The sequence below is a fragment of the Grimontia celer genome, from assembly GCF_900055185.1.
GTDB classification, from domain to species: domain Bacteria; phylum Pseudomonadota; class Gammaproteobacteria; order Enterobacterales; family Vibrionaceae; genus Enterovibrio; species Enterovibrio celer.
The window spans coordinates 314305-336897 of sequence record NZ_FIZX01000001.1 but is presented as its reverse complement, the minus strand read 5'-3'; the positions used below and the strand labels follow the sequence as shown (position 1 = coordinate 336897).

The following is a 22593-nucleotide window of genomic DNA, read 5'->3' as shown; positions in this document are numbered from 1 at the left end:
CATCCAATTGCCAGAAAAACGCATAAAAATCATGCCAAGATTGAGGAAGCTATCACCAAAACTTCCACCATGGCTTTTTGATTTCAAAAGTGAAAGTCGCTTCTGACTCATGGCTGCCCGAAAGCACCACAGGCAGACCAGCGGCAAACACGTCGCTGCAATCTTCATCATGTTTGAAACCCACTAGCGTGCTGGCTAAGGCCAATGGGACTTCAAAAACATGGTCGACATCAGCCGACTCTCCACTATCTTCTTCTTGATCGGCCAGATACTGCGCTTTCAACGTCTCAAATCTCGCGGGTAATTGCCCTTCTGCTGTCAGGTTCATGAGGCTTTCCTGCGCATTATGCGTCACCTGCCAACGCTTCTCACCAGCGAACCAACACTCAGCAGAAGACACCATGACATGCTCCTCTACCGAACAGGCGATGACCATGCCGATGCGAGAAAGGTCAGCCAGCGACTCTTTGGCAATGATGAGGTTGTTCGACCCTTGCCCAACCACCAGATACCAATCATCCCGCAAAACAACACCTGCCAAGTCTGATTCAAAATACTCGTCAGTCTCTGTCGTTGCCGCGAATCCTAACGTTTCCAATACTGCATCTTGGTTTTCGGTTTTAACCGCCACCCAGGAAAGTGAAAAGCCCATTTTCTTGTCCTTCAGAAAAATCGATGAGGATATAGACTCAGCACAATAACAATGCGCCACGTCAGGCTTTGTCTTTTGATTTAGAGTTGCGCTAAATATCTGTGGAGATAGCCACCTTTTCATCCGCTTTTTCTATCTGCGTTTTTGGTTTGAAAATACAATCTTGCCAGATAGTAAAATCAGAGCGTTACACATGGAAAAGGCAGCATTTTTCACTTATCTCAGTCGTGAGTTTTCAAGCTACTACCACATTCATCAAACAGACTCGCAGCGGAAAATAGAAAAGCGTCATTACCTCAATGGATTGATGAAAGCCGCGCGTTTTTTCGGCGTCAGCTATGAAGAACTCAAGCAAGTTGTTGATACTGAGTATTCGAAATCTATGGCAGCATCTCCCTTGGCAGCTCTTAATGAACGCATGGAAATTCCTACCTATATCCGATTACAAGAAAACAATGTGGAGCCGCAAATGAGTGACCAATACAACGACAACATTTCCAAACACTACGCGGCTTACAGACCGCCTCTGCACCAACTCATTCTGAAAACTGCCTTACCTGAGAGCCAACTATTCGCATGCGGATTGGATATCGGCTGTGGGACTGGCGTGTCATCCGTTGCCTTAAGTCGTCATTGCGAATCCGTCATTGGTATCGACCCTAGCGAGTCTATGATTGGACAGGCTGAACCAACAGAACTCATTCGCTACTGTGTGGGCTCGGGCGAAAACCTTCCTCTTGAAGAGAAATCTGTCGATATAGTGACGTTTGCAGGTTCACTCTCTTATGCAAAGTCCGATGCTTTGGTTCAAGAGCTCAAGCGGGTTTGTCGCCAGAAAGCCTGGGTGGTGGTCTACGATTTTGAAGTGCATTTAAACCCAGTCATGGAATCACTCGGTATCAAGATGCAAGCGAGCCCGTCTGACTATGACCACGCCATCAACTTCAGTGATGTTCAGCAATTCAATGAACTGGCCGTGAAAAAAGAGACCGTTAGTTTGGAAGTGACCGCCGAGCAACTCGCTCACGTACTGTTCTCTTCCACTAACCGTTACTCAAAGCTGACCAAAGCCTTCGGCGGCGAGAATGCATTTGAGAATGTGGAGGCAAAGCTTGAGGAGTCAGGCGAACAGCTGAGCATTGAAGCAGACATTTATGTGTCCTCGTATCAGATAAATACACGCTAAAACTGCCAGCGCGTTTGGTGACTGATGAAGGCAAATGATTCCCGAACACTCACGGAGAACCATGTAACCACACTTTCTATCCGTATTTAGCCTTATCTTGCTTCGCTATACTTCAATCGCCTAACTAAGGAAGCTCTGGATTTACGCTCCAGCCCGCTAAATGGAAGATAAAATGAATCAATACGTTGTATGCGCACTGTACAAATTTGTGCGCCTTGAAGATTATGTGGAACTCCGTGAGCCATTGAAGGCGCTAATGGAGAAAAATGAAATTCGCGGCACCTTACTGCTGGCGAACGAGGGGATTAACGGCACCGTCGCCTCCACACGCGAAGGTATCGACACCCTGTTGGCATGGCTTAAGAAAGACCCTCGCCTTGCTGATACCGTCTACAAAGAGTCATTCGACGAAAACCAGCCATTCAACCGCACCAAGGTGAAACTTAAGAAAGAGATCGTCACTTTGGGTGTAGAAGGCATCGACCCACGCCATGTGGTCGGGACCTATGTGAAGCCTGAAGACTGGAACGATCTGATTTCTGATCCGGAAGTGTTTGTGGTGGACACCCGCAACGATTACGAAATCGAAATCGGCACCTTCAAGAACGCGGCTAACCCAAAAACCGACACCTTCCGCGAGTTTCCGGAATACGTCGCCCAAAATATGGACCCGTCCAAACACAAGAAGGTCGCCATGTTCTGTACAGGCGGGATTCGCTGTGAAAAGTCGACCGCTTACATGAAAGAGCAAGGCTTTGAAGAGGTTTACCATCTGGAAGGCGGTATTCTGAAATACCTGGAAGAAGTGCCACAGGAAGAGAGCTTATGGGAAGGCGATTGCTACGTATTTGATGGCCGAGTGGCAGTAAACCATCAGCTTGAAAAAAGCGGTTACGCCATGTGTAACGCCTGCCGTTTGCCTATCACCGAAGAAGACATGCAGTCTGAAGCGTTCGAGCAAGGCGTCAGTTGCCCTAAGTGCATCGACAAACATACCGACGAGCAAAAAGCCCGTTTCCGTGAACGTGAAAAGCAAGTGCAGCTATCTAGAGCGCGCGGCGAAATTCACGTTGGCGGCGAAGCAGACCAAATCATTACCCAGCGCAGAAATGAAAAGCTGGCGAAGAAGGCAGAGCAGCGAAAAGCAAAGTAAGGCTGCATGATTGCCCCAACAAAAAATCCCCTCAGCGGAAACGCGAGGGGATTTTTTCTAAGCAACTCAGCAACCAAAAATACAGCATGTCATCAAGTGAGACATCGATGCTCATTAGTTGAACTGCGAGCCTTGTTGGAGCATCTAGACGCTTTGCTTAGTTAGACTTTTTAACAGGCAGCATCCAAGGAGATATTGCCAAACAAGACATGGTAGTTTTCTTGCTAGTCAAAAAGGCGGCCATATCCTGAGATCTTGGTGTCAGCACCAATAGAGCGCAGAGAATCCCATAGAATGAGTTGGTTGCCTGTTACCATTGAGATACCGAGTGTTTCTTCAACGGCTTCGATAACCCCAACAGAGCGTTGCCCATTGCCACCAACAAAAACAGTATCAGCTCCCGACTCTTTTACCGCTTTTTCAATCCAGTTATACAAGGCTTCTGGTGTAACGAACTTTTGCCCACTAGGGATACCGCAGGAGCTTTGGTGAACCACTTCAAAACCAGCTTTAGTAAAATAGTCCGCTCCTTGGTTTACGAGATCTTCATCAAACCAAGCTGGGTTGATCATCGCTAACTTTTTGGTGCCCAGTTTTGCAAATGCTCGTTCTGCAGAAAGACATGTCGAAACAATTGGTATCTCTCGCGACACGCTTTTTAATCGCTCTATCAAAGCCCGCTCTCCATCGGGGCCATGCTTGTATGCCGAGCTAGTAAAGGCAAGCCCGACTACGTCAAGAGGAGAGGCGCAGAGAGATTCTACTGCATCATCCAGGTATGGTGCTTCAACGAAGGACGTCACCGGAGCGTGAGGAATCTTTTCGTCCATTTCACCTCCGGCTCGCATAGCAGAGAAGAAAATCCGGCTGGCATGTACAGTAATATCGCTTGATGCCATAGCTTGGATTTCAACTTCTGGGCCAACATCTGCATGAGGAACAACCACTCCAATTCGAATCGTCCTGTTCCAGCCATCAGGTTTGAATAAACGTTTTACATCATCCTTGATTTTAACTTGCTCACTCATCCTAGAGTCCTCTTTTCTAATAAAATTTTGAAAGGCTCCAATGCGCCTTTAGTTTCATGTTTATTGATGAGTATTGGCCATCGGGTTGGGAAGTCGGCCAACATTGAATAGGTGCTGCGGTAGTCGAAGCCATGCACGGCTGCTTCGTTAGCGTCAGCAGCAAAAAGTACCTTGCCAATGCCCGAATATAGCGCGTTCAAGTAGCACATGGCACAAGGTTCACCTGAGGCGATTAATGTCATACCTCGAAGATGTGGCTTGTTAGTGTTTTTGCACGCGTCTCGGATAGCTTCAACTTCTGCATGCGCTGTGGGGTCATTGTTCTCCAGTACCCTATTAACACCCCGGCCCAATATCTCACCCTTGTCATTAACGACAAAGGCCGTAAATGGGATACCACCAGCATTGACATGCTCTTTCGAGAATTCGACAACTTCACTCATACGCTGATCTATGATGGCGTGGTTCTTACACATTGTTTTTCTCCTGAGAGCCAACCAAACGGCAGGCTCCTTTCATTCAGAGCCTGCCAAAGATGATTTCACATTAACGAGTAGCCAGTTTGTGTTCAGTTTCTTGCAACTTTTCACTACTGGACAGTTTTAGCCAAATCACCCCAAGGATAATCACGGCGAGCCAGAAAGCCTGCGCGAGGGTTAGCATCTGATCGAAGACAAACGCACCAAATATAGATGCACCAATTGCTCCAATCCCGGCCCAAACGGCGTAACCGATACCAACATCAATGGTTTTAAGGCTCACACTCAGGCAATAAAGGGTTAAGAGGAAGAAAATCACTGCTGAAATAGACCAACTGAGAACGGTAAACGCTTCGCTACCGCCCACACTTAGCGCATAACCTATTTCAAAGATCCCTGCCAGAATGAGCATTAGCCATGCATGAGTATTGCTGGATTTCTTAGTTGAAGAAGTCATCGTTATATCCTTATAAAAGTTGAATTTTTTGTTTTTTGTCTTACGCTGCACCGCTCATGCGCAGCCCAATCACACCGCCAATAACGAGTGCAATACCAAGTAGCTTTTTAGCGTTGAGTCGTTCGTTGAAGAACATTGCGCCTAAAATGACGATCCCCACGCCGGCAGTGGATGTCCAAATTGAATAGCCAACACCCACATCAAAATCGAGTAAGGCAAGGCTTAAAAAGAATGTTGCGATTGCGCCACTAATTAACGTTGCAGCCGTCCATCCTGGACGTGTAAAACCTTTCGCATTACCTGCAGAAATAGCTACAGCAACTTCGAAGATGACGGCAGTTCCTAGATATAACCAACTTAACATTTTGCTTTCTCCTGATTTATCGTTTTATTACAATGATTTATTTAAATTTCGTTTTTGAATTAGAGCCCATTAAGGGCTTTCTTGAACTCATCCGGGTTAGGTACTCCGGTAAACTTGTGCTCTCCAACAATGATTGTTGGGACGCTTCTGATCTTTGCTTCCTCAACAGCATGACGTTGAGCATTTTGGTGGGTGGGCAGATAAATGCCTTCGTCCAAAGCAGTACGCACCTCTCCTTTGTTAAGGCCGACATCTGACGCAATCTCAACAAGCACATCTGTGTCTCCAATGTCTCTGTCTTGTTGGAAGAAGGCTTCCATTGCGGCAATGTTGAATTCATGCCCTTTACCTTGCTCTTCCGCCATGGCAAAAACCTGAAACGCTTTGTCCGTTCTCGGTTGTGGCGAAATTGTAGGTAGCTTCATTGACACTCCCAGTTTTTCTGCCGTTGGATAGACTGAACGTTCCCAAATGTCGGGGAGATAAGGGTCTTCTGGGCGAAGCGTCGCAACTGGATGGGGCCTTAACTCGAATGGGCGCCAACGAATGCTGACGTCTTCATCTTTAATGAGGTCTCGAATCGCGTGCTCTGCCAACAGGCAATACGGGCACACAAGATCGGTATAAATATCAATTGTTTTCTTCATAATGCGTTCCTATCAGTGTGAGATCAGAGTGCGGTGGGTCTGGAAATGACTTTCGGGACTTTTCCGCTCGGAGTGATCATTTTGGGGTGATAGGTATTAACAAGTTTGATCAACTCTACTGGCGTCGGGTTCTCAAAGATCTCCGGAGAGCCGAGATAGTTCATTTCGCTATCGTCTTTATAAGGTTGTGCAATCGCATCTGATTTACCATCAAACTCAAGAGGCTCTATGGCATACAATCGACATAGCAACTTATTGAATACAGGTGAGACTTTCAGCCACTTCCCGTCAACTTTGACTTCGTTGTACCAGTGCAAGAAAACTTCTCCACCGACGAGGTTTTGCAGCTCCGGTGTCGATATATGGTTATTCACGCGGTTGGCAACGAGTCGACAGTCAATGCCTTTTGTGCGGCAAGCTGTAGCGAAGAGAATAGCTTTGTGAAGACAGAATCCTTTTTTCGATTTAACAATTGAACTTGCTCGCAGACCATTTGGACTTATGTCAGTGTCGAAAACTTCATATGCAATTTTGTCTCTCACGGCGTAATAAAGCTTTACTGCAATATCGCGCTCACTAAGAGGTGCATCTCCCAAAGCTGCTTCGACAAAGGCCTTAACATTTGTATGATCTGAATCTAAAACTTCATTAGACTCTGAGTTTGTTGATACAAGCTGGGCTGGCTTACGAGGTTTACTCTTAGATGCGACCCCCAACATGGCTGCAATGCGACCGCGTTGAATATCGTTCGTACCTGAATAGATAGGTCCTGCAAGGGCATTACAAACCTCTTCGCCTAAACCATTTTTGGAAACGTAGCCATATCCGCCGTGAATATGGAGAGCGTTGATTGAAGTCTCTAAAGCGCTCTCACTGATGAACACCTTGGCAATGGCAACATCGCTGGTTACGTCTTTATTTGCGATCATTTTTTCAGCAACGTGATATAGCCAGTTTCGGCTCAACTCATAACTGATTTTCATATCCGCAATACGATTTGAGACCGATTGGAATCCACCAAGTGGGGTACCGAACTGGTGTCGAGTTGACGCGTAGTCCACCGAACGTTTAAGGCGACGTTTCATCTCGCCAATGCTGATGATGAAGGCAAAAAGAATTTCTCTTTGCATGACGTGGGACAGCACAAAGAATCCTGCACCCTTTCGACCGACCATATGCGTTTTAGGCACACGACAATTTGTTAATTTAAGTTCGCAAAGAGGAGAAGTATGTAGGCCAACGGTCTCCATAGTTGGGCCAAGTTCAACCCCCTCTGAACGCGTATCTACAAGGAAAGCCGATACACAGTCAGCTGCAGAACTGTCACTTGTCTTCGCATAAACAACAATGACATCCGCGATCGAACCGTTGGTAACAAACGCCTTATGACCGTTAAGTATGTAGCTATCACCGGATTCAGTTGCGGTCGTCGTCATACTCAGTGCGTCAGATCCAGCACCAGGTTCACTAATCGCGTGAGCGCCTATGATGCGACCCTCAAGCAGTTTTTCCATGTAACGCTCTTTAAGGTCACTTGAGCCGAACTTATTTAAAGCAGTGATGGTGCTCGCTAAATGTGTTGCTATTGAAAAGGACAACCCTGCATCTACACATAATTCTCCCAGATACTCCAAGCTGAACATGGTAGAGAGAAATGACTCTCGTTTTGGCATTTGCGTGTCTACGGCACGTTTAAAGAGTCCTGACTCACAAATCACTTTCCAGCGGTCGTAAGGGAACTCACCCTCACTATTCTTCGGTGCTTTTAAAACATCTGAAATGGCATCGATTGATGCTAAGGCTTCTTTGGCCAATTTTTTATCATTCAGGTACATAGTTGATTTCCCCCAGAAAAATTCACTAATGGCTTTAATACTGAGAGAAACCGTCAGTACTCAATGAATGTTTTTCATCACCATTTAATGGCGGATTGAACACACTGATGAGCTGTAGATCTTCATCGTCATTCGCAATGAGAATATGAGGGTCATTTTGGTCAAGGGCGTAAATGATACCCGGGCGAATGTCATACGACTTTTCGCCATCGACAGACAGAAGACGGCCGCTACCACTTATGCAATAACAAGCTTCCAGATGGCGACGGTATTGCAAACGGGATTCTGATCCAGCATTCACGATGGTGTGACACACCGTAAACCCCATCTCATCTTTCTCCGTAAGCATTCGGAAGCTATCTCCATTACCCCACTTAACGCCTTTCACTTCTTCTTTATTACGAGTAAACATTTCTCTGTTTTCCTTAACTAATTGTTTAATATAGTTTTCTGCGCTTTTTTTCGGAATATTGATTAAGCCATTTCCAAAGAATGCTTGTGGATGAACTCGTTAATACTGTCTACGGAGCTGAAGTCTTCGGGTGCAATATCTAGCTCACCCGTTGGGATGTCATATTCTTCTTCGATCCAGGCCACAAGCCGCACGAGAGATAAGCTGTCAACAACCCCCGACTTGAGTAAATTGCAATCACTAGGAAGCATTTCTGGGCTAACATCCGGTGCAAGCTCTTCACAGATATATGCTTTGATCTCTTGTGAGTAATTCATTTCTTTTCTCCTATAGTTCGATGGAATTCATAATTGCCTGTCGATCAGGTTTACCTGTCGATGTCCTAGGCAATGGGTTGTTTAAAAAATGGAAACGTCGTGGCACAGACGTTAGTGGTAAATTTTCGGAGCAGTGCAAGCGAAGGGTAAAACCGTTAGGTTCTTGTCCTTCGTTGGTTTTGACGACAGCATGAAGAATGACGCCTTCCACTTCGTCATTTACCGGAAATACGATTGATTCTTCGACGAGGTTGGATTGAGCCAAGGTGCACTCAATGTCGCGCAGATTCGTCCGTACTCCACGAACTTTGACAATGTGGTCGGAGCGACCCTGCAACGTCATCACGCCATCAGTGCCGATACTTACCATGTCACCGGTTCGGTAATAACGCCGCTTTTCAACGTCATCCCAATAAAATGTTGAAAGCGTTTTTTGGTTGCTGGTGTATCCCTGAGCCAAAAACGGTGTTGATGTATGCAGCTCTCCCACACCATGCATCGTGATCTCGCCATCTTTATCCACGATGCGATGCACCGATCCCTCAATTGGGTTCCCAAGGGGCAAGCTTTCGACATCAGAGAACTCATTTGCCATCGATGTGTGGACGAACGAATCGTTAGTTTCTGTGCACCCATAAACGTTATGGAATTGGGAGTCGGGATACATCTCAGCCATACGTTTTCGCAATAACTTTGGTGTGACATCTCCCGTCACGAGGATATGGTCAACATCGTGTTCACCACCACCGAGTCGGTCGTTTCCTTCACAAAGCAAGCTGTATAGGAGTGGGACACCTTGAATAACGTTTGGCTGTGTCCGCTGGACAAGGGAAATCAGGTAGTCGCTACTTGTAGCCTTAGCGGGGTCGACAAAGATAACCGCGCCACCCGCTGATAATGTGGCCCATACGTCAAAGAGACTGAGGTCAAAGTTGAGAGGTGCATAGCTCAGTACTTTGCTGCCATGACCAAGGTGAAAGAATGACTTCGCCCAAGAGAAAAACGCGCTAATCCCCATTTCACTGAGACACACAACCTTTGGTATACCCGTTGTGCCAGATGTTGTGAGCATAAGTGGCGAGTCTTTTGAAATTTTAGTGTTTAAATCAGCATCAATTTTTTCATTTTGAATCGTTGATACTGAGATGTTTGCACGCCCAGTAGTACGATCTGCGCTCAATTCATAAACCACTCCAGCAGATAAAAATACTTCAGGCTTAACCGCACTTCCTAGGTCAGGCGAAACCACCAAAGGCGTGTGTCCGAGTTCTCCAAGGGCGATCATGAGTGCCAAGGTGTCCACTGTCTTTTTAGCCGTAACGGCGACTGGCGAATGTTCGGCGAGATGAAGGTTTTCGAATTCGGATTTGTAGTCATTCGCCAGTAAAACTAAATCCTGATAAGTCCAGTTTTTATCATCTGCGACTACTGCTGTGTCATTTGGTCTTTGTTCAGCCCACGAGCGTATCGACGTTGTTAAAGTCCGTAATTTCATTTCTCTAGTCACTTTTGAATTTTGTTGCATGTGCAAGCAATGTTATTAAGTAAGTGACATCACGTCAACATGCTTGCACATGCAAATACATTGACGAAATTGTTATTAGCTGTCGGTTAAAATGTAAATTGAGGGTGGAGAGTTACGCTAAAAAGCCATAAAAAACAAATGTATGGAATCTTGGGCTCTCGGGTAAAAATCTCTTACCATACGTAAAAGCGCAGAAATATTGAGTAGCGATTGGGATGGGAATTCGTTTTATAGTGCAGTGCAGTTCACAAAATTTACGTTATTGGTATAATCCGATTGACATACATGCATGTATGTACAAGCTAATGACTGAAGGAGAAGTGGGTTTCTCCCGAAACACTCCCTCATATTATTTAGGAATATCAATATAATGTATCAAAGCATGTTGTGGCTAAGGGTTAAAATAGTTGTCGACAGCGTTGAAAACCAAATAGCGAAAGAGCTGCAAAGAGAGCACGGTCTCGGCTTGACTGATTACCGAGCATTGACGTTGCTCTCTGAATCTGAAAACTCGGAATTAAGAATGCAGGAGTTGGCCAAACTCCTCGGATTAAACCAAAGCTCGGTCACTCGTCTTGTGGAAAGGCTGGAAAAGGGCGGCTTTACCATCCGAGATATCTGTCCGAAAGACAAACGTGGTGTGTATACCGTTCTTACAGGTAGAGGCCGAGACATTCAAGAAAAGGTAGGAAAACACTTCACTGAGTATTTAAACAATGCACTCGATACTGTTGCCTCAGATAGCGACAATAAGATCGTTGTGGATTGTTTGAAAAACATCACAAAAGACAAGTAATTACGAAGTATATTAAACAGTTATGCGCTAAATGCCTGTTTTTGGCTTGGAGATATTAAGGCGGAAATACGACAACACCGCCTCTAATAGTACTGAAAACCAAGGACAGGCACTTTTAAAAAATTGGCGGTTCAAGATGTGTCACCTAACACCCCTCTGGTAGATGCACTTTTGCGTTTGGACTTAACTTTGATTTAAGTATCTGAAATTGCTCGCAAGGCACATTTTTTTCACTGTTAGCCAGCACTTGAACCATATTGAGATTCCCAAACAGTGGCGAAATATCTTTAAACTGGTTTGCGCTTATTTGTAGCTTTGCAAGATGAGGCTTATTCGCCAAAGGCGCCAGATCAGCAATGTCATTGTACGAAAGATAAAGCTCTTGCAGCTGATGCGATCGTCCAAGTACCGCAATGTCACGGATATCGTTAAAGATGGCCTGTAAAATGCGCAGATTGGGCAGACTGTCTAAGCCCTTTAGGTCTTTCAATCCCGTCCGGTTTGCATAAAACTCTTCAATGCTTGGTGCGAGTTCAATACCTGATGTCGTCTGAAGCGTTTTATTTCCACCGACACTCAGCACCTTTAACTGGGTAAAGGGTGCCAGCCCTTGCAAGTCAACCAGCTGATTGTTTTGCAGATACAACTCTTTCAGTGAGACCAAATCTTCAATGGCACTGAGTTCTTTGATCTTCTGACCTTGGCACACCAGTTTGGTGATTTGGCTACGCGATTCTACGTTTTGCTCTCGCTTTGCTTGCCACACGCAGCGATTAAGAGCTCGTGAAGATTGCGCATCTATACCAGGTTGGTGTTGAGCTGCCCCCTGCTCTTCTGCATTTGGTTCAATCGGCTCTCCACCCACATAATTCATTTCTTGTGCAATTTGCCAGGCAAAAAAGCCCAACATCAGGATGCCCGCTGCGGGTGCGACACGGCGAGATAAGATCGCAATCAGAGACCAAAGAAAAAACAGCGCGAAGAACAGAGAGATAGCCCAAAACTGAATGAAGCTGTAAATGCGTTTTTTTTGAGGGTTATTGGGGTCAATCAAGACTTCAATTCGATTGCCAACGGTTTGCGAACAGAGATTACGCGTCGGCATCAGCACTTTGCCTTGGGCTTTCATGCCACTCTCGGTTTCGGCAACCGGATAATACACCACATCTTTTCGATAGCCACCCGACGTTCTCTGGGACGTTTCAACCCATTTCCCCTCACACGCTACAACGCGCGCAGGTACTTGAGTGAAACCGTACAACGTGACATACCTTTCGACCAATAACCCAGCGACAAGCAGCAAAGTCCCCCAGAAAACCCATCGTGAGGCTCTGGGCGATGACTGTGTAATTGATGACATTGTGTTCCCTTTCGGACATGCAGTGCTCACACTAAGCCAAGCTAAACACTTAATTTCAATGGGTTACACAGTTTTTAGTCGTTACTCCGAGTCGGTGCACTGTTGGGGATAGAGCGTAACGAGTTAGACTTATCAATATCCCTTTTTTCATTAATTGAAGTTCAAGCATAAGAATGAAACAGATAAAAATCGCATCCCCTCAGGCCATGATCTGAATCAAAGTATCGAGCCACTCTAAATTGCCTAATAACCGCATCTAAAGGAATAGATAAAACAAAGCTGTACAGCTATAGAGTCAAAATAAAAAGCCCCACGCTTGCACGTGAGGCTTTTTAAAGTTGGAGTCCACATGATAGAACTCACTGAACTACTTTGGGCAATAGCTGGAGTATTCACAGCACTCACAGGCTTACTTAAAGTATATAAATCAAACAAAAAATAGGAGTAACCCAGTACTGTGCATTGTTCCAGCAATGCACAGCTCTTATTTGATGATTCAAGCTATCACAGGTGTCCAGTCAAAAAATTGATCTGGGCTTTAAGCAACTAGAAAAGTTTGCGGCTCAAAGTACATTTAGAAATCGATACAGATCCTCTCCGCCACACGTTTCCAATAAGACCCCGCCTCTACAGAGGTTTTCTCAAAGTCCTGCACAAACACGCCGCGGAATCGGTACATGGTTTGTCCGACTTCATTACGTACACGGGCAAATACAATCATGGTCGTATCTTGAGTGAGGCTTTTTTCTATCGCAGTCGCACGCTTTTCCGTCGACTCAATGTTGTATTCGAGAATTTCTTTTCCATCCTGACTGAGTTCATTGAACCACTCACCATTTGGGTACAACTTGGGGAACCAGAGTTTGTGGTTCGGGTATCCCGGAACAGAAGCTGATGAACGCTGGAATCCGGCATAGTTATGGCCGAAAAGGTTGCACACTTCGACGCTGGTTCTGAATGCCACATCATCTTTCACATCGACATAACCCAGCGTTTTAAAGCGTTCAATAGAGTGCTCGAATTCTGGGTTCCAAGGCGCGAATACCCCTTCCACTTTTTGTTGTTCGACTCCGGCTTTGATTGTCGCGACTAACGCATCAACCTGCTGGTTGATTTCCTCTATCGAAACGGAAGCATCAATGCGATAAACCTCATGCTGAGTGGCGCTAACAATGTCCAGTTCGCGGATTTTGTCGGCGTCGATTTGCTGCTTGTGAAAGCCTTCATCAATCTCAACATGAAGCTGCAATTGGGGCAGATAGAGATCGGTCAACGCAAAACCATCAGGTCTTGAAACGTACTGTTGGGTGATGAATTTCACGTCCAGATCATCCACTTTATGGATGATGCGGGAAATGGCATAAAGCTCGAAGCGTTTGTGGGTACAACGTTGCAATTGACGGGTAAGGTGGAGCGTTTTCATTTTGGGTAGTGTTTACGTGTAATTTGACACGATCCCAAGGAATGTCGGATTGCGAAACAAGAGTTTTGGAGAGGCGAGGGATACTTTCAACACGCTAGATGGGTGGAAGCCCCCTCAGCCACATCCCGGCACACACGTCCCAAGCGCGGGCTGCTTCCTTCCGGACCTGACCCAGTACACAAGTTAGTGTTGCGGGAGGACCAAGGGGGCCTCCATAGATTTGATACACCAAAAATCTCTTGAGAAAGAAACCGTTGGTTCGAGCGCATTATGTGGGATGGCTACGCCCAATGCAAGGGGTTATCTGGCTTTAAGCAACCAAGTGGTGAGAATTTACCCGCCCTACTCTTCTTCGTTTTCTGTGTGGAGAAGGTAATCGCCGAGCCAAGCAATGGTCAGAGACAACAACCAAGCGACAAACACCGGGTTTGGCACTGAGAATTGCGGGAAGACCACAGCAATGGCTGGCAGAATCACGCAGAGTTTATCCCCGCGCTGTTCACCACCGACGCGTTGCAGCTCCTGGAGCGCCAGCACCAGCATACTGCCGCAGAAGGCGAACATGGCACCTTGGGTTTGTCCGCCTGCCAATAGCGCGACAATCAGCGCCACAGGCCACCAGCTGATTTTCTTCACCGGCTTCCAGAAGTAGGTCGCGACCCAAACCATGATGACGCAGAAGATTTGCATTAAGGTGTAGCTGATGGCGCCGCCGAGTTTCTCGTCCCCTTGCAGGGCAAGCACTCCACATTCCATTGCAATAACGACTGAGATAACCAGCAATGAGACCTGCCAGTTACGACGCTCTCCGGTAATAAGTACCAGCGCGGGAAGGATCATCCAAAGGCTGAGTGAAATGGCGACAGGTTGGTAAGGCATCATGGCGCCGAAGCCAATCAAACCAAGTGCAAGAATCCATACAGCGACACCGCCGGAACCAGCAAAAAAGAGAGCGGGAATCACGAAAGCAAGCAGGGGGATATCGCCTTCAGCAAAGGCAGAAGAGAGTGCAGCACCCATGACCATGACTGCTGCTGTCATCATTAACGTCGTCGCATACCACATTTAGCACCTCCTGCGCTTCATGCCGACAGTGATACCTCATTCCTGCGATAATCTTTTTGTTGTCAGGTGAGGTATGATGTTTCTAATTATAATTTCTCCGTCAGTTTCAATATGCCCAATTTTGATGACCAAATCTATGCAGTACTTATCCAAATACCCCCAGGAAAAGTAACAACTTACGGTGATGTCGCAAAATTAGCAGGGTTTCCCCGTCACGCACGCCATGTCGGCAAGCTTCTTGGCTCACTACCGAAGGATTCCAAACTACCTTGGTTTAGGGTGATCAATTCCAGTGGGATGATTTCGCTCAAGGGAGAGAGCTTTGTCAGACAGCGTGAGAAACTGTTGGATGATGGAGTCGAAGTTAAAGAAAACGGCGCAGTGTCATTGCGCCGTTTCAGGTGGGATGGAGAACCCGCTTAGTGCCGTTTAGCGCACCGCGCTAACCACCTGCACTTCTACTGTCTGAGTTTTCGCTGGGTCGTTAATCACATGAGTAGCAGTGTCACTGATGAAAACCAGTTCGCCATCGACTTCAATGCGCGCGCTCACGTTGTAGGTGTGACCCGGTTTAATCTCTGAAGGCGAATAAGTCAGCGAGAATGGCAGTGGAACCTGACGGCCTTCCGTCATGTACGACTGGCTGCTAATGACATCCATTGGCGCGTCAGCCAATGAAACATCAGCCAGAGTCACTGTCAGTTTTGCGTTATCCGGCAGGGCAATACGCTGCAAGTAGTAAACTTCACCTGTCACTGTTGCCATGTCCTGGTCCTTTATAATGTCGGTGCATGCGGTGAACGCTAACGCCATCAACGCAGCAAAAAATCCAAAAAAGGCCTTCTTCATGGTAAAACTCCAAGTGACGCAAGCGTCTAAAATACTGATAAAACCAACAACAAGTTTATCACCGTTGCATATTCAACCATTGGGAAATTGTGGATTTGAGATCACACCTTTCAACATCCACTGGTTGTCGCGTAAGGCAGAGTAATGTATGTCACCTCGCAAGGTTAGAGAGCATACATGCTGAATAAGTTCGAAATAAACGACATGATGAGAGCGATCTGTCATTTTTCTGTCAAAACAAACAACAATATGACGTCAGACTGGCTTAAAGAGGAATTATGAGTACGAAATTGGAAGAACTGCTGGCTTTGCTTAAGCTCGAGCAGATTGAAGAAGGGCTTTATCGTGGACAGAGCGAAAACCTTGGCTTGCCTCAGGTTTATGGCGGTCAGGTGATTGGTCAGGCACTTTCTGCCGCCAAAGGCACTGTCGAGAGCGACCGTTTTGTGCATTCCTTCCACAGCTATTTCCTTCGCCCCGGCGACCCAGAAAAACCTATCGTTTATGACGTAGAAAATTTGCGTGATGGTCAAAGCTTCAGTACCCGTCGCGTAAAAGCCGTGCAGTACGGAAAACCGATTTTCTACCTGACCGCTTCTTATCATAAGAATGAACCAGGGTATGAGCACCAGTTCGCCATGCCGCAAGTGCCGGGACCAGAAGGCTTGATGTCAGAAAAAGAACTGGTCGACTCTATCGCTCAGCATTTGCCGAAAAAGGTGATTGAAACCTTTGGTGGTGACCGCCCGATTGAAGTTCGTCCGGCCGTTGTGGTGAACCCTCTTGCCCCTGAAAAACAGGAAGCCAAGCAATACCTTTGGATCCGAACCAATGGCAAGATGGTCGACGACCCGCGCGTTCACCAATATCTGCTGGCCTACGCGTCGGACTGGGGCTTCTTGGTCACCGCATTGCAGCCTCATGGCGTAACCCTGATGACGCCAGGGTTGAAAGTCGCCACCATTGACCATGCGATGTGGTTCCACCGCGAATTTCGTATGGATGAATGGCTACTGTTCGCGATTGATAGCCCATCAGCCAGTGGTTCACGCGGTTTGGTGCGTGGCGAGATTTATAACCAGAAAGGTGAACTGGTCGCTTCTGCAGTTCAGGAAGGTTTGATGCGGAAAAGCCCGAAGGCATAATATGTAGAACTCAGAATGAACAAAGGCCAGCGTAATGCTGGCCTTTTCTGTTTTCACGCGATTAACTTAGAAGTCGTAACGCATACCGGCTTGCAGCTCGTCATCTTGACCATCAAGGCCTTCGAATTTGTAGCCCGCGTAAGCGCGGAAGTTACTGTTGAATTTGTAAACCGCTTCAGCAGCAAAGTTGTTTGCTTCTTCGGTATTGGTGTCGTCGTACTCACCGAAGTTATATACCGCTACTAGCTTCAGTTTCTTGGTCGCTTTGTATTGTGCCGCTACTTCATAGCCAGTGTAGTCTTGGTTGCTTTTTGAACCCACTGTGTAGAGTGCGCCCAACGTGAAGCCGTTTTGTGAGTATTCAGCTGCCAAGTTAATTTGGTCATCACTGTCTGTACCCGCATCCTGAGACACATAACCCGCCCCCAGACTCACTACGCCAAAGCCATACAATGCAGAAATACCATAGCTATCCGCGTCTTTCTCATCTGCTGCAATGTAGTTGGCTTGAATAGACAATGCATCGAACTCGCCAGCATACAGGAAGTTATTCTCACGCTTATCTTTGTTGCCTGAAACCAAATCTGCTGCGTCACCACCAAAGGTAGCCATCACATCGGTAATGTCAGTCAGCTGAACCTGCGCAGAGTCTTGCTTACCGTAAGAAAACTCACCGGCCGACGTACCAAAACCAGCGAAGATGTAGCGGTTTTTCAGGCTATCGCTGTCGCTGAACTCTGCTTCGTATTTACCAAAACCGTAGAGGCCTTCAGTGATTTCTGTTTTACCTTTCAGGTTAAAGCGCGCGCGGGATTTATCTTCAAAAGAGCTGTTGGTGTCGCTCTCATTGTTGTCAGAAACGTTGAAGCGCGCTTCAGCACGGCCACCGACTTTCAGATACGTGCCTTCGCTGTCGTATACCGTCGCCGCGAAAGAAGAAGTTGAAGCCAGTGCGATAAGCATTGCAGAGGTTAACGCTGCGTTTTTCATTTCTTACTACCTTATTGTATTTGAGGGGCTTTCTTGCCCAATAAAGAAAAAGCGGGGGCTAAGGTAGGGCTAAAAAATGACAGTTCGGTTTCTGTCGGGTGACGTTTATGTTCCACCGGAATGACCAAATGATGACTATCGACTGACCTCTCAATACATTGAAATTTCGGGACATTCATCACACTGAAAGTTACGAGGCATATCTTTCGTTCTAGGCTGTCGGAAATCTTCAAGACACCTTTTCCACTAAAAGACAGAATGGATAAAACAACAACAAGGAGAGGAAATGATGAAATTTCGATACACGATTATGTATGTTGAAAACGTTGAACAAACATTGGCGTTCTATGAACAAGCCTTCGGACTGGAACGCGCCTTTCTGCATGAAAGCGGCGATTATGGCGAGCTGAACACCGGCGACACCAAACTCTCTTTTTCATCACTAGCGCTGATGACTTCGCTCGGCAAACACCCAAGTTCTGGAAACCCGCATTCACCCAACTTTGAAATCGCCTTTGAGACCGATGATGTGGCGGGAAACCTTGCCAATGCGCTGAAAACAGGAGCGGAGTTGGTGCAGAAAGTTGAAGAAATGCCCTGGGGACAAACCACCGCTTACGTACGCGATTTGAATGGGTATCTGGTAGAGATTTGTACCGCCGTGGCAGGTTAACCTTGGCCTTCAATAACCGGGAACGTAAAGCTGTACAGTAAGATCTTTTCTGAGGAGTAGTTCACTTGGTGTGACGCCAAACCAGCGTTTAATTTCGCGGCTGAGGTGCGCCTGATCGGCATAGCCAAAATCAAAGGCTGTATCAATCAATGGTGCACCCTCGGCAATGGCACGGGCACTTTGTCTTGCCCTTGCCAATTGCAACCAGAATTGGGGAGATTTTCCGCTGTGTTTGAGCAGATGCCTTTGCAAGGTTCGCTCACTCACACCAAGTGAACGTGAAATATCAGCCACAGAACCCAACCGCTCGCCTAGGCTGAAAAGCGCCTCATCGACATTGCTACAGCGACGTGAAAAGGCATTAATCTTATCGAAAAGATCATCGATGTCTTTTCCGGTGGCGGCCATTAATTGGCTTTCGTCCACCCATGTTCCCGGTGCCAAGCGATAGCCTGTCATTTTTGCGTTTGGCGTTATATCAACATCAATAGTGGCTTCAAACAGCGAGGAGACATGCACCTGCTGCATACCATCGATTTCTGTCACAATCACATCACGGCAACCGTCAGGCACCACATAGGTAGTCCCTTTTTCTGTCGGATTAGATGTCCAGATATCGATGATGCTTTCCATGCTCTCCCCGCCCGGCATTGAACTACCTTTTAGCTTAGGCAATACCTTCGTGCGTTTCTGTCTCACCACAGGCAATTTGCTCCAGCTCTTCCAGATGTGCCCGGGTTTGCTGCAGCTCGTACATCTGCCAGTAACGACCTTTATTCGCCAAAAGCTGCTGATGATTACCCTGCTCTTCCACATGCCCACGATGCAGCACCAGAATGTTGTCCGCATCGGCAATGGTCGAAAGACGGTGCGCGATCACCACAATGGTCATGGTATTTCGCAGTGCTGCCAGTGCTTGCTGCACACGCTCTTCGGTGCCGGAGTCAATGTTGGCAGTCGCTTCATCCAGAATCAGGATACGCGGCTTATCCACCAGCACTCGAGCCAGCGCCAGAAGCTGCTTCTGACCCGCGGAAAGCGTAATATCGCCGGTACCAATCGCAGTATCCAAACCAGATGGTAGTTGCTTCACATAGTCCGCTAAATCGACCTGTTCCAACGCCTGCCAAATCGCTTCATCTGAAATATCACGGCCAAGGCTCACATTGGCGCGGAAGGTATCAGAGAGGACATGCGGGTCTTGCTGTACCATAGCAATGCCAGAGCGGAGCGCGTTTTGGGTCAGGGTCGAGAGCTCTCTGCCACCCAGTTTCAATGCTCCCTTTTGCACCGGATAAAAGCCCATCAGCAAAGAAGCCAGCGTGCTTTTGCCACTACCCGTATGCCCGACCAAAGCTAAGAAGCCGCCTTCTTTGACCGAGACATTCACATCGGTCAGCACCTGCGTTTTACTGTCATAGCTGAAGTTCAGCCCTTCGATATCAATGGTGCCAGACTCAATGGCGCGGTCGTCGTCACCATAGACATGTTGTTTGGCATCCATCAGCTCGAACAGGCGCTCGCCCGCCATGATCGCCTGTTGCAGCAAAGACAAACGCTGCATCAGTTCTATCAATGGCTCAGTGACTCGGCCCAGGTAACTGATAAAAGCGTAAAGCACGCCCACACCAATCAACTCATTGCCGTGCCAGCCAAACAGCGCAGCCAGCGAGATCAGTGCCACACCAGACATCAAATCAATCAGCGGGCGCAGGTAAATGCCGTTGATTTTCACGATGCGAACTTCGGTGTTGAAGTGTTGCTCAGTTAAATCAGCAAAGCGCTCTGAAAAACGCTGCTCCTGTCCCATCAACTGAATCAGGCTCATCCCCTGAATCGACTCACTCATCACACTGTTAATGTCAGTCAGCAAGTCGCGCGAGTCACGGTAAGCGGGTGACGAACGGCGTTGGTAGTAGTACATCACCAAAACCACGGAAGGGATAAGAATCGCCACCACAACCGTGAGTGTCGGGCTCAATAAGTACATGGCCGTCAGCATGGCGATGATCAGCGCTGTCGCTTGCAGGAAACTCGCGACCACTTGCACGTAAAGCTCTTTCAGCGATTCGGTGTCGTTGGTGACGCGCGAGACCAATTTACCTGCTGGCACATAATCAAACGCCGACAACGGCTGGTTGATGATGCTGGCATACACACGCTTACGAATGGTTTGGACGATTTCAATCGCGATACGACTAAACCGGATGCCATAGGCGTAGTGCAACAGACCCGAGAGTACCGTGACCGCAATATAGGCCAAGGCCAACCCCCAAAGAACATTCGGTGGATAGTAATCCTGAGCGACATAATCATCGAGGAAGATTCGAATCAACCACGGGCCGCTGACATCAGCCACCACTGCAAACAGCAGGAAAATAGCCGCCACCGCAAAACCGGCTTTGTCATTGAGCAGATAACTCAGAAGGCGTTTTAGGGTTTCACGTTTACTCATAGCGCCCCCTCCAGTGCTTGTTCGAGTTGCTGATAACGCTGCATTTCGGCATACCAGCCGTTGGCATTCACCAAGGCTTTGTGTGTGCCACGCTCCTCAATATGCCCTTTTTGCAACACGATGATCTCATCCGCCGATTCCAACGCCGATAAACGGTGTGCAATCACCACGGTGGTCTGGTGCTGTGCGCGGTCGTGAAGGTTTTTCAGAATGTGATGCTCAGTGCGGCCATCCACCGCTGACAGGGCATCGTCCAGTACCAGAATTTCCGCATCCAGCAACAAAGCACGGGCAATAGAAATCCGCTGCTTTTGACCACCGGAAAGCGTAATACCCTTTTCTCCCACCAGCGTTTCATAGCCTTCCGGGAACTGCATGATGTCTTCATCAATACAAGCCAGCTTCGCCGCTTCACGGATTTCTTCACGTGTTGCGTCTGGCTTACCGAGCGCAATGTTGTCGGCAATGCTGCGGGAAAACAAAAACGGTGCCTGCGTAACAACCGCCAGCTTGCCGCGCCACTCGCCCAGCTTGAAATCGCGAAGGTCTGTACCGCCATAGCTTACGCGACCCTGAACAGGGTCTTCCAAGCGAAGCATCAAAGACAGAATGGTGGTTTTACCACTGCCCACTGGCCCCGCCACACCCAGCATTTTTCCGGGTGCTAATTCAACGTTCACATCTCGAAGCGCTGGAATGTCATGACCGCGCCAAGTGAACTGATCAATAGCAATAGTTAGGGTTTCACGTTCTACAGGTAAGGCTTTTTCGCCGTCCACCAAGTCCGGTTTTTCTTCCAGTAACTCTTTAATACGCTTCCACGCAGCCGAACCGCGTTCGATGATGTTAAACAACCAGGCAACGGCCAGCATCGGCCAGATCATCAAGCCTTGATAAAGGGTAAATGCGGTCAGCTCGCCCAAGGTTAAGGTGCCATTTGCCACCATGTAACCACCACCTGCAATCGAGCAGAAAAACGAGGTGCCAATGGTCAGGAAGATTACTGGGTCAAACATGGCATCGACTTTTGCAACAGCCATGTTCTTTTCGCCCGTGTCATCCGCTACCGCGTTAAAGCGGTCAACCTGCTGGGACTCCAACCCAAACGCACGGATCATCCGAATACCATTGAGCGACGATTGGGTTTCTTCCGACAGCGATGAAAATGCCTCCTGTGAGGCACTGAATCTATGGTGGAGTTGTCGACCAAAGCGGTTCACCATGATTGCCATCACAGGCATAGGTGCCAGCGCCAGCAGGGTGAGTTCCCAGCTGATGGTGGTGGTCATGACTATCAACACCGCAATCCCCATGATCAACGAGTCCGCCAGCGTTAATACGCCTTCGCCCGCCGTCATCACTACGGCCTTCACATCATTGGTGGATCGCGCCATCAAATCGCCCGTGCGGTAGCGCTCAAAGAAGCGAGGCGCATGGCGGGTAAAGTGCTGATAGAGCTTGTCTCGAAGCACGGTGCCGAGTTGCGCCGCAGCGCCAAACAGCCACACGCGCCAGACAACGCGCATGAAATACACCACGACCCAAAGCGCAACGATCGCCCCAAGCGCAATAAACATTTGGTTTTTGCTGATATCGCCTGCCATGACACCGTCCACCAGCCAACCAATGGCTTTCGGCGGGATCAGTTCAAAACCGGCGACGAAAAATAAGAGTACAATGGCGCCGACATAGCGTTTCCACGCCATTCGGAAAAACCACCCGAGTTCCAAAAATATGCGCATTCATCCTCCCCTGCGCGAGCCAACTTACTTTTCAGGTCTC

Annotated in this window: 24 protein-coding genes and 1 other RNA gene; 6 read left to right on the top strand and 19 right to left on the bottom strand. The window is 47.7% G+C overall.

What is annotated here, in order from left to right; translation table 11 throughout:
- Window positions 1-52: 52 nt before the first annotated feature.
- Window positions 53-652, bottom strand: a complete 600-nt coding sequence (locus tag GCE9029_RS01590; protein WP_062660741.1) for a hypothetical protein — start codon at window positions 650-652, stop codon at window positions 53-55.
- A gap of 193 nt (window positions 653-845) precedes the next feature.
- Between GCE9029_RS01590 and GCE9029_RS01585 the strand changes: the two genes are divergently transcribed.
- Together GCE9029_RS01585 and trhO are read left to right on the top strand one after the other, a co-directional pair.
- The gene (locus GCE9029_RS01585) at window positions 846-1838 is read left to right on the top strand and encodes a class I SAM-dependent methyltransferase (protein WP_231870014.1); all 993 of its coding nucleotides are present in this window, start codon (window positions 846-848) and stop codon (window positions 1836-1838) included.
- Between the two features lie 172 nt (window positions 1839-2010).
- Window positions 2011-2991, top strand: coding sequence for an oxygen-dependent tRNA uridine(34) hydroxylase TrhO (gene trhO, locus GCE9029_RS01580; protein WP_062663087.1), 981 nt, complete (start codon window positions 2011-2013; stop codon window positions 2989-2991).
- Between the two features lie 224 nt (window positions 2992-3215).
- Here trhO and GCE9029_RS01575 read toward each other — a convergent pair whose 3' ends face one another.
- From GCE9029_RS01575 to GCE9029_RS01535, 9 genes are all read right to left on the bottom strand, one after another.
- Complete coding sequence (locus GCE9029_RS01575; protein WP_062660740.1) at window positions 3216-4019, bottom strand: maleate cis-trans isomerase family protein; 804 nt, start codon at window positions 4017-4019, stop codon at window positions 3216-3218.
- Window positions 4016-4495, bottom strand: a complete 480-nt coding sequence (locus GCE9029_RS01570; protein ID WP_062660739.1) for a nucleoside deaminase — start codon at window positions 4493-4495, stop codon at window positions 4016-4018. Before GCE9029_RS01570 ends, GCE9029_RS01575 begins: the two co-directional genes overlap by 4 nt.
- A 70-nt stretch (window positions 4496-4565) precedes the next feature.
- Window positions 4566-4955 carry a DMT family transporter gene (locus tag GCE9029_RS01565; protein WP_062660738.1) on the bottom strand — a complete coding sequence of 130 codons (390 nt, stop codon included), beginning with the start codon at window positions 4953-4955 and terminating at the stop codon, window positions 4566-4568.
- A gap of 40 nt (window positions 4956-4995) precedes the next feature.
- Window positions 4996-5319, bottom strand: coding sequence for a DMT family transporter (locus GCE9029_RS01560; RefSeq protein ID WP_062660737.1), 324 nt, complete (start codon window positions 5317-5319; stop codon window positions 4996-4998).
- Window positions 5320-5378: 59 nt separating this feature from the next.
- Complete coding sequence (locus GCE9029_RS01555; protein WP_062660736.1) at window positions 5379-5966, bottom strand: DsbA family oxidoreductase; 588 nt, start codon at window positions 5964-5966, stop codon at window positions 5379-5381.
- Window positions 5967-5989: 23 nt separating this feature from the next.
- Window positions 5990-7801 (bottom strand): acyl-CoA dehydrogenase family protein, encoded by a 1812-nt coding sequence (locus GCE9029_RS01550; RefSeq protein ID WP_062660735.1) that lies wholly within the window; start codon window positions 7799-7801, stop codon window positions 5990-5992.
- Window positions 7802-7835: 34 nt separating this feature from the next.
- The gene (locus tag GCE9029_RS01545; RefSeq protein ID WP_062660734.1) at window positions 7836-8213 is read right to left on the bottom strand and encodes an ectoine synthase; all 378 of its coding nucleotides are present in this window, start codon (window positions 8211-8213) and stop codon (window positions 7836-7838) included.
- Window positions 8214-8275: 62 nt separating this feature from the next.
- Complete coding sequence (locus GCE9029_RS01540; RefSeq protein ID WP_062660733.1) at window positions 8276-8530, bottom strand: acyl carrier protein; 255 nt, start codon at window positions 8528-8530, stop codon at window positions 8276-8278.
- Window positions 8531-8540: 10 nt separating this feature from the next.
- Window positions 8541-10055 (bottom strand): AMP-binding protein, encoded by a 1515-nt coding sequence (locus GCE9029_RS01535; RefSeq protein WP_082804243.1) that lies wholly within the window; start codon window positions 10053-10055, stop codon window positions 8541-8543.
- 370 nt (window positions 10056-10425) lie between these two features.
- Between GCE9029_RS01535 and GCE9029_RS01530 the strand changes: the two genes are divergently transcribed.
- Complete coding sequence (locus tag GCE9029_RS01530) at window positions 10426-10851, top strand: MarR family winged helix-turn-helix transcriptional regulator (protein ID WP_062660731.1); 426 nt, start codon at window positions 10426-10428, stop codon at window positions 10849-10851.
- 145 nt (window positions 10852-10996) lie between these two features.
- On the opposite strand, the gene GCE9029_RS01525 is transcribed toward GCE9029_RS01530, so the two are convergent.
- The 4 genes from GCE9029_RS01525 to GCE9029_RS01510 all read right to left on the bottom strand — a co-directional run bounded on the left by GCE9029_RS01525 (window position 10997) and on the right by GCE9029_RS01510 (window position 14699).
- Window positions 10997-12211, bottom strand: coding sequence for a leucine-rich repeat domain-containing protein (locus GCE9029_RS01525; protein ID WP_082804242.1), 1215 nt, complete (start codon window positions 12209-12211; stop codon window positions 10997-10999).
- 574 nt (window positions 12212-12785) lie between these two features.
- Complete coding sequence (locus GCE9029_RS01520) at window positions 12786-13634, bottom strand: AbaSI family restriction endonuclease (RefSeq protein WP_062660729.1); 849 nt, start codon at window positions 13632-13634, stop codon at window positions 12786-12788.
- 109 nt (window positions 13635-13743) lie between these two features.
- Window positions 13744-13840, bottom strand: an RNA gene (ffs, locus tag GCE9029_RS01515) — signal recognition particle sRNA small type.
- Window positions 13841-13976: 136 nt separating this feature from the next.
- A complete protein-coding gene (locus tag GCE9029_RS01510) occupies window positions 13977-14699 on the bottom strand; it encodes a VP0952 family biofilm-associated protein (RefSeq protein WP_062660728.1) in 723 nt (240 codons plus the stop codon).
- A 111-nt stretch (window positions 14700-14810) separates the two neighbouring features.
- Here GCE9029_RS01510 and GCE9029_RS01505 point away from each other — a divergent pair, with 111 nt between their 5' ends.
- Window positions 14811-15122, top strand: a complete 312-nt coding sequence (locus GCE9029_RS01505; protein ID WP_002540942.1) for an MGMT family protein — start codon at window positions 14811-14813, stop codon at window positions 15120-15122.
- Window positions 15123-15128: 6 nt separating this feature from the next.
- Here the strand turns inward: GCE9029_RS01505 and GCE9029_RS01500 are convergent, their stop codons facing one another.
- The gene (locus GCE9029_RS01500; RefSeq protein ID WP_062660727.1) at window positions 15129-15548 is read right to left on the bottom strand and encodes a YbaY family lipoprotein; all 420 of its coding nucleotides are present in this window, start codon (window positions 15546-15548) and stop codon (window positions 15129-15131) included.
- A gap of 278 nt (window positions 15549-15826) precedes the next feature.
- Between GCE9029_RS01500 and tesB the strand changes: the two genes are divergently transcribed.
- On the top strand, window positions 15827-16693 hold the full coding sequence (gene tesB / locus GCE9029_RS01495) for an acyl-CoA thioesterase II (protein ID WP_062660726.1): 867 nt from the start codon (window positions 15827-15829) through the stop codon (window positions 16691-16693).
- 66 nt (window positions 16694-16759) lie between these two features.
- On the opposite strand, the gene GCE9029_RS01490 is transcribed toward tesB, so the two are convergent.
- The gene (locus GCE9029_RS01490) at window positions 16760-17683 is read right to left on the bottom strand and encodes a porin (RefSeq protein ID WP_062660725.1); all 924 of its coding nucleotides are present in this window, start codon (window positions 17681-17683) and stop codon (window positions 16760-16762) included.
- A 286-nt stretch (window positions 17684-17969) separates the two neighbouring features.
- Here GCE9029_RS01490 and GCE9029_RS01485 point away from each other — a divergent pair, with 286 nt between their 5' ends.
- Window positions 17970-18356, top strand: coding sequence for a VOC family protein (locus GCE9029_RS01485; RefSeq protein WP_231870013.1), 387 nt, complete (start codon window positions 17970-17972; stop codon window positions 18354-18356).
- 9 nt (window positions 18357-18365) lie between these two features.
- Here GCE9029_RS01485 and GCE9029_RS01480 read toward each other — a convergent pair whose 3' ends face one another.
- From GCE9029_RS01480 to GCE9029_RS01470, 3 genes are read right to left on the bottom strand one after another with little or no spacing between them, the layout of a single operon-like run.
- Window positions 18366-18989, bottom strand: a complete 624-nt coding sequence (locus tag GCE9029_RS01480) for a helix-turn-helix domain-containing protein (protein ID WP_062663085.1) — start codon at window positions 18987-18989, stop codon at window positions 18366-18368.
- A gap of 34 nt (window positions 18990-19023) precedes the next feature.
- Window positions 19024-20811 carry an ABC transporter transmembrane domain-containing protein gene (locus tag GCE9029_RS01475; RefSeq protein WP_062660724.1) on the bottom strand — a complete coding sequence of 596 codons (1788 nt, stop codon included), beginning with the start codon at window positions 20809-20811 and terminating at the stop codon, window positions 19024-19026.
- Window positions 20808-22553: a SmdA family multidrug ABC transporter permease/ATP-binding protein gene (locus GCE9029_RS01470; protein WP_062660723.1), complete on the bottom strand. Its 1746-nt coding sequence runs from the start codon at window positions 22551-22553 to the stop codon at window positions 20808-20810. The genes GCE9029_RS01475 and GCE9029_RS01470 overlap by 4 nt, the downstream gene beginning before the upstream one ends.
- Window positions 22554-22593: the final 40 nt, after the last annotated feature.

What these genes read in the sequence shown, in the direction of transcription:
- GCE9029_RS01590 (WP_062660741.1), bottom strand. Translation starts at nt 652, where the DNA reads ATGGGCTTTTCACTTTCCTGGGTGGCGGTTAAAACCGAAAACCAAGAT.
- GCE9029_RS01585 (WP_231870014.1), top strand. Translation starts at nt 846, where the DNA reads ATGGAAAAGGCAGCATTTTTCACTTATCTCAGTCGTGAGTTTTCAAGC.
- trhO (WP_062663087.1), top strand. Translation starts at nt 2,011, where the DNA reads ATGAATCAATACGTTGTATGCGCACTGTACAAATTTGTGCGCCTTGAA.
- GCE9029_RS01575 (WP_062660740.1), bottom strand. Translation starts at nt 4,019, where the DNA reads ATGAGTGAGCAAGTTAAAATCAAGGATGATGTAAAACGTTTATTCAAA.
- GCE9029_RS01570 (WP_062660739.1), bottom strand. Translation starts at nt 4,495, where the DNA reads ATGTGTAAGAACCACGCCATCATAGATCAGCGTATGAGTGAAGTTGTC.
- GCE9029_RS01565 (WP_062660738.1), bottom strand. Translation starts at nt 4,955, where the DNA reads ATGACTTCTTCAACTAAGAAATCCAGCAATACTCATGCATGGCTAATG.
- GCE9029_RS01560 (WP_062660737.1), bottom strand. Translation starts at nt 5,319, where the DNA reads ATGTTAAGTTGGTTATATCTAGGAACTGCCGTCATCTTCGAAGTTGCT.
- GCE9029_RS01555 (WP_062660736.1), bottom strand. Translation starts at nt 5,966, where the DNA reads ATGAAGAAAACAATTGATATTTATACCGATCTTGTGTGCCCGTATTGC.
- GCE9029_RS01550 (WP_062660735.1), bottom strand. Translation starts at nt 7,801, where the DNA reads ATGTACCTGAATGATAAAAAATTGGCCAAAGAAGCCTTAGCATCAATC.
- GCE9029_RS01545 (WP_062660734.1), bottom strand. Translation starts at nt 8,213, where the DNA reads ATGTTTACTCGTAATAAAGAAGAAGTGAAAGGCGTTAAGTGGGGTAAT.
- GCE9029_RS01540 (WP_062660733.1), bottom strand. Translation starts at nt 8,530, where the DNA reads ATGAATTACTCACAAGAGATCAAAGCATATATCTGTGAAGAGCTTGCA.
- GCE9029_RS01535 (WP_082804243.1), bottom strand. Translation starts at nt 10,055, where the DNA reads ATGCAACAAAATTCAAAAGTGACTAGAGAAATGAAATTACGGACTTTA.
- GCE9029_RS01530 (WP_062660731.1), top strand. Translation starts at nt 10,426, where the DNA reads ATGTATCAAAGCATGTTGTGGCTAAGGGTTAAAATAGTTGTCGACAGC.
- GCE9029_RS01525 (WP_082804242.1), bottom strand. Translation starts at nt 12,211, where the DNA reads ATGTCATCAATTACACAGTCATCGCCCAGAGCCTCACGATGGGTTTTC.
- GCE9029_RS01520 (WP_062660729.1), bottom strand. Translation starts at nt 13,634, where the DNA reads ATGAAAACGCTCCACCTTACCCGTCAATTGCAACGTTGTACCCACAAA.
- GCE9029_RS01510 (WP_062660728.1), bottom strand. Translation starts at nt 14,699, where the DNA reads ATGTGGTATGCGACGACGTTAATGATGACAGCAGCAGTCATGGTCATG.
- GCE9029_RS01505 (WP_002540942.1), top strand. Translation starts at nt 14,811, where the DNA reads ATGCCCAATTTTGATGACCAAATCTATGCAGTACTTATCCAAATACCC.
- GCE9029_RS01500 (WP_062660727.1), bottom strand. Translation starts at nt 15,548, where the DNA reads ATGAAGAAGGCCTTTTTTGGATTTTTTGCTGCGTTGATGGCGTTAGCG.
- tesB (WP_062660726.1), top strand. Translation starts at nt 15,827, where the DNA reads ATGAGTACGAAATTGGAAGAACTGCTGGCTTTGCTTAAGCTCGAGCAG.
- GCE9029_RS01490 (WP_062660725.1), bottom strand. Translation starts at nt 17,683, where the DNA reads ATGAAAAACGCAGCGTTAACCTCTGCAATGCTTATCGCACTGGCTTCA.
- GCE9029_RS01485 (WP_231870013.1), top strand. Translation starts at nt 17,970, where the DNA reads ATGATGAAATTTCGATACACGATTATGTATGTTGAAAACGTTGAACAA.
- GCE9029_RS01480 (WP_062663085.1), bottom strand. Translation starts at nt 18,989, where the DNA reads ATGGAAAGCATCATCGATATCTGGACATCTAATCCGACAGAAAAAGGG.
- GCE9029_RS01475 (WP_062660724.1), bottom strand. Translation starts at nt 20,811, where the DNA reads ATGAGTAAACGTGAAACCCTAAAACGCCTTCTGAGTTATCTGCTCAAT.
- GCE9029_RS01470 (WP_062660723.1), bottom strand. Translation starts at nt 22,553, where the DNA reads ATGCGCATATTTTTGGAACTCGGGTGGTTTTTCCGAATGGCGTGGAAA.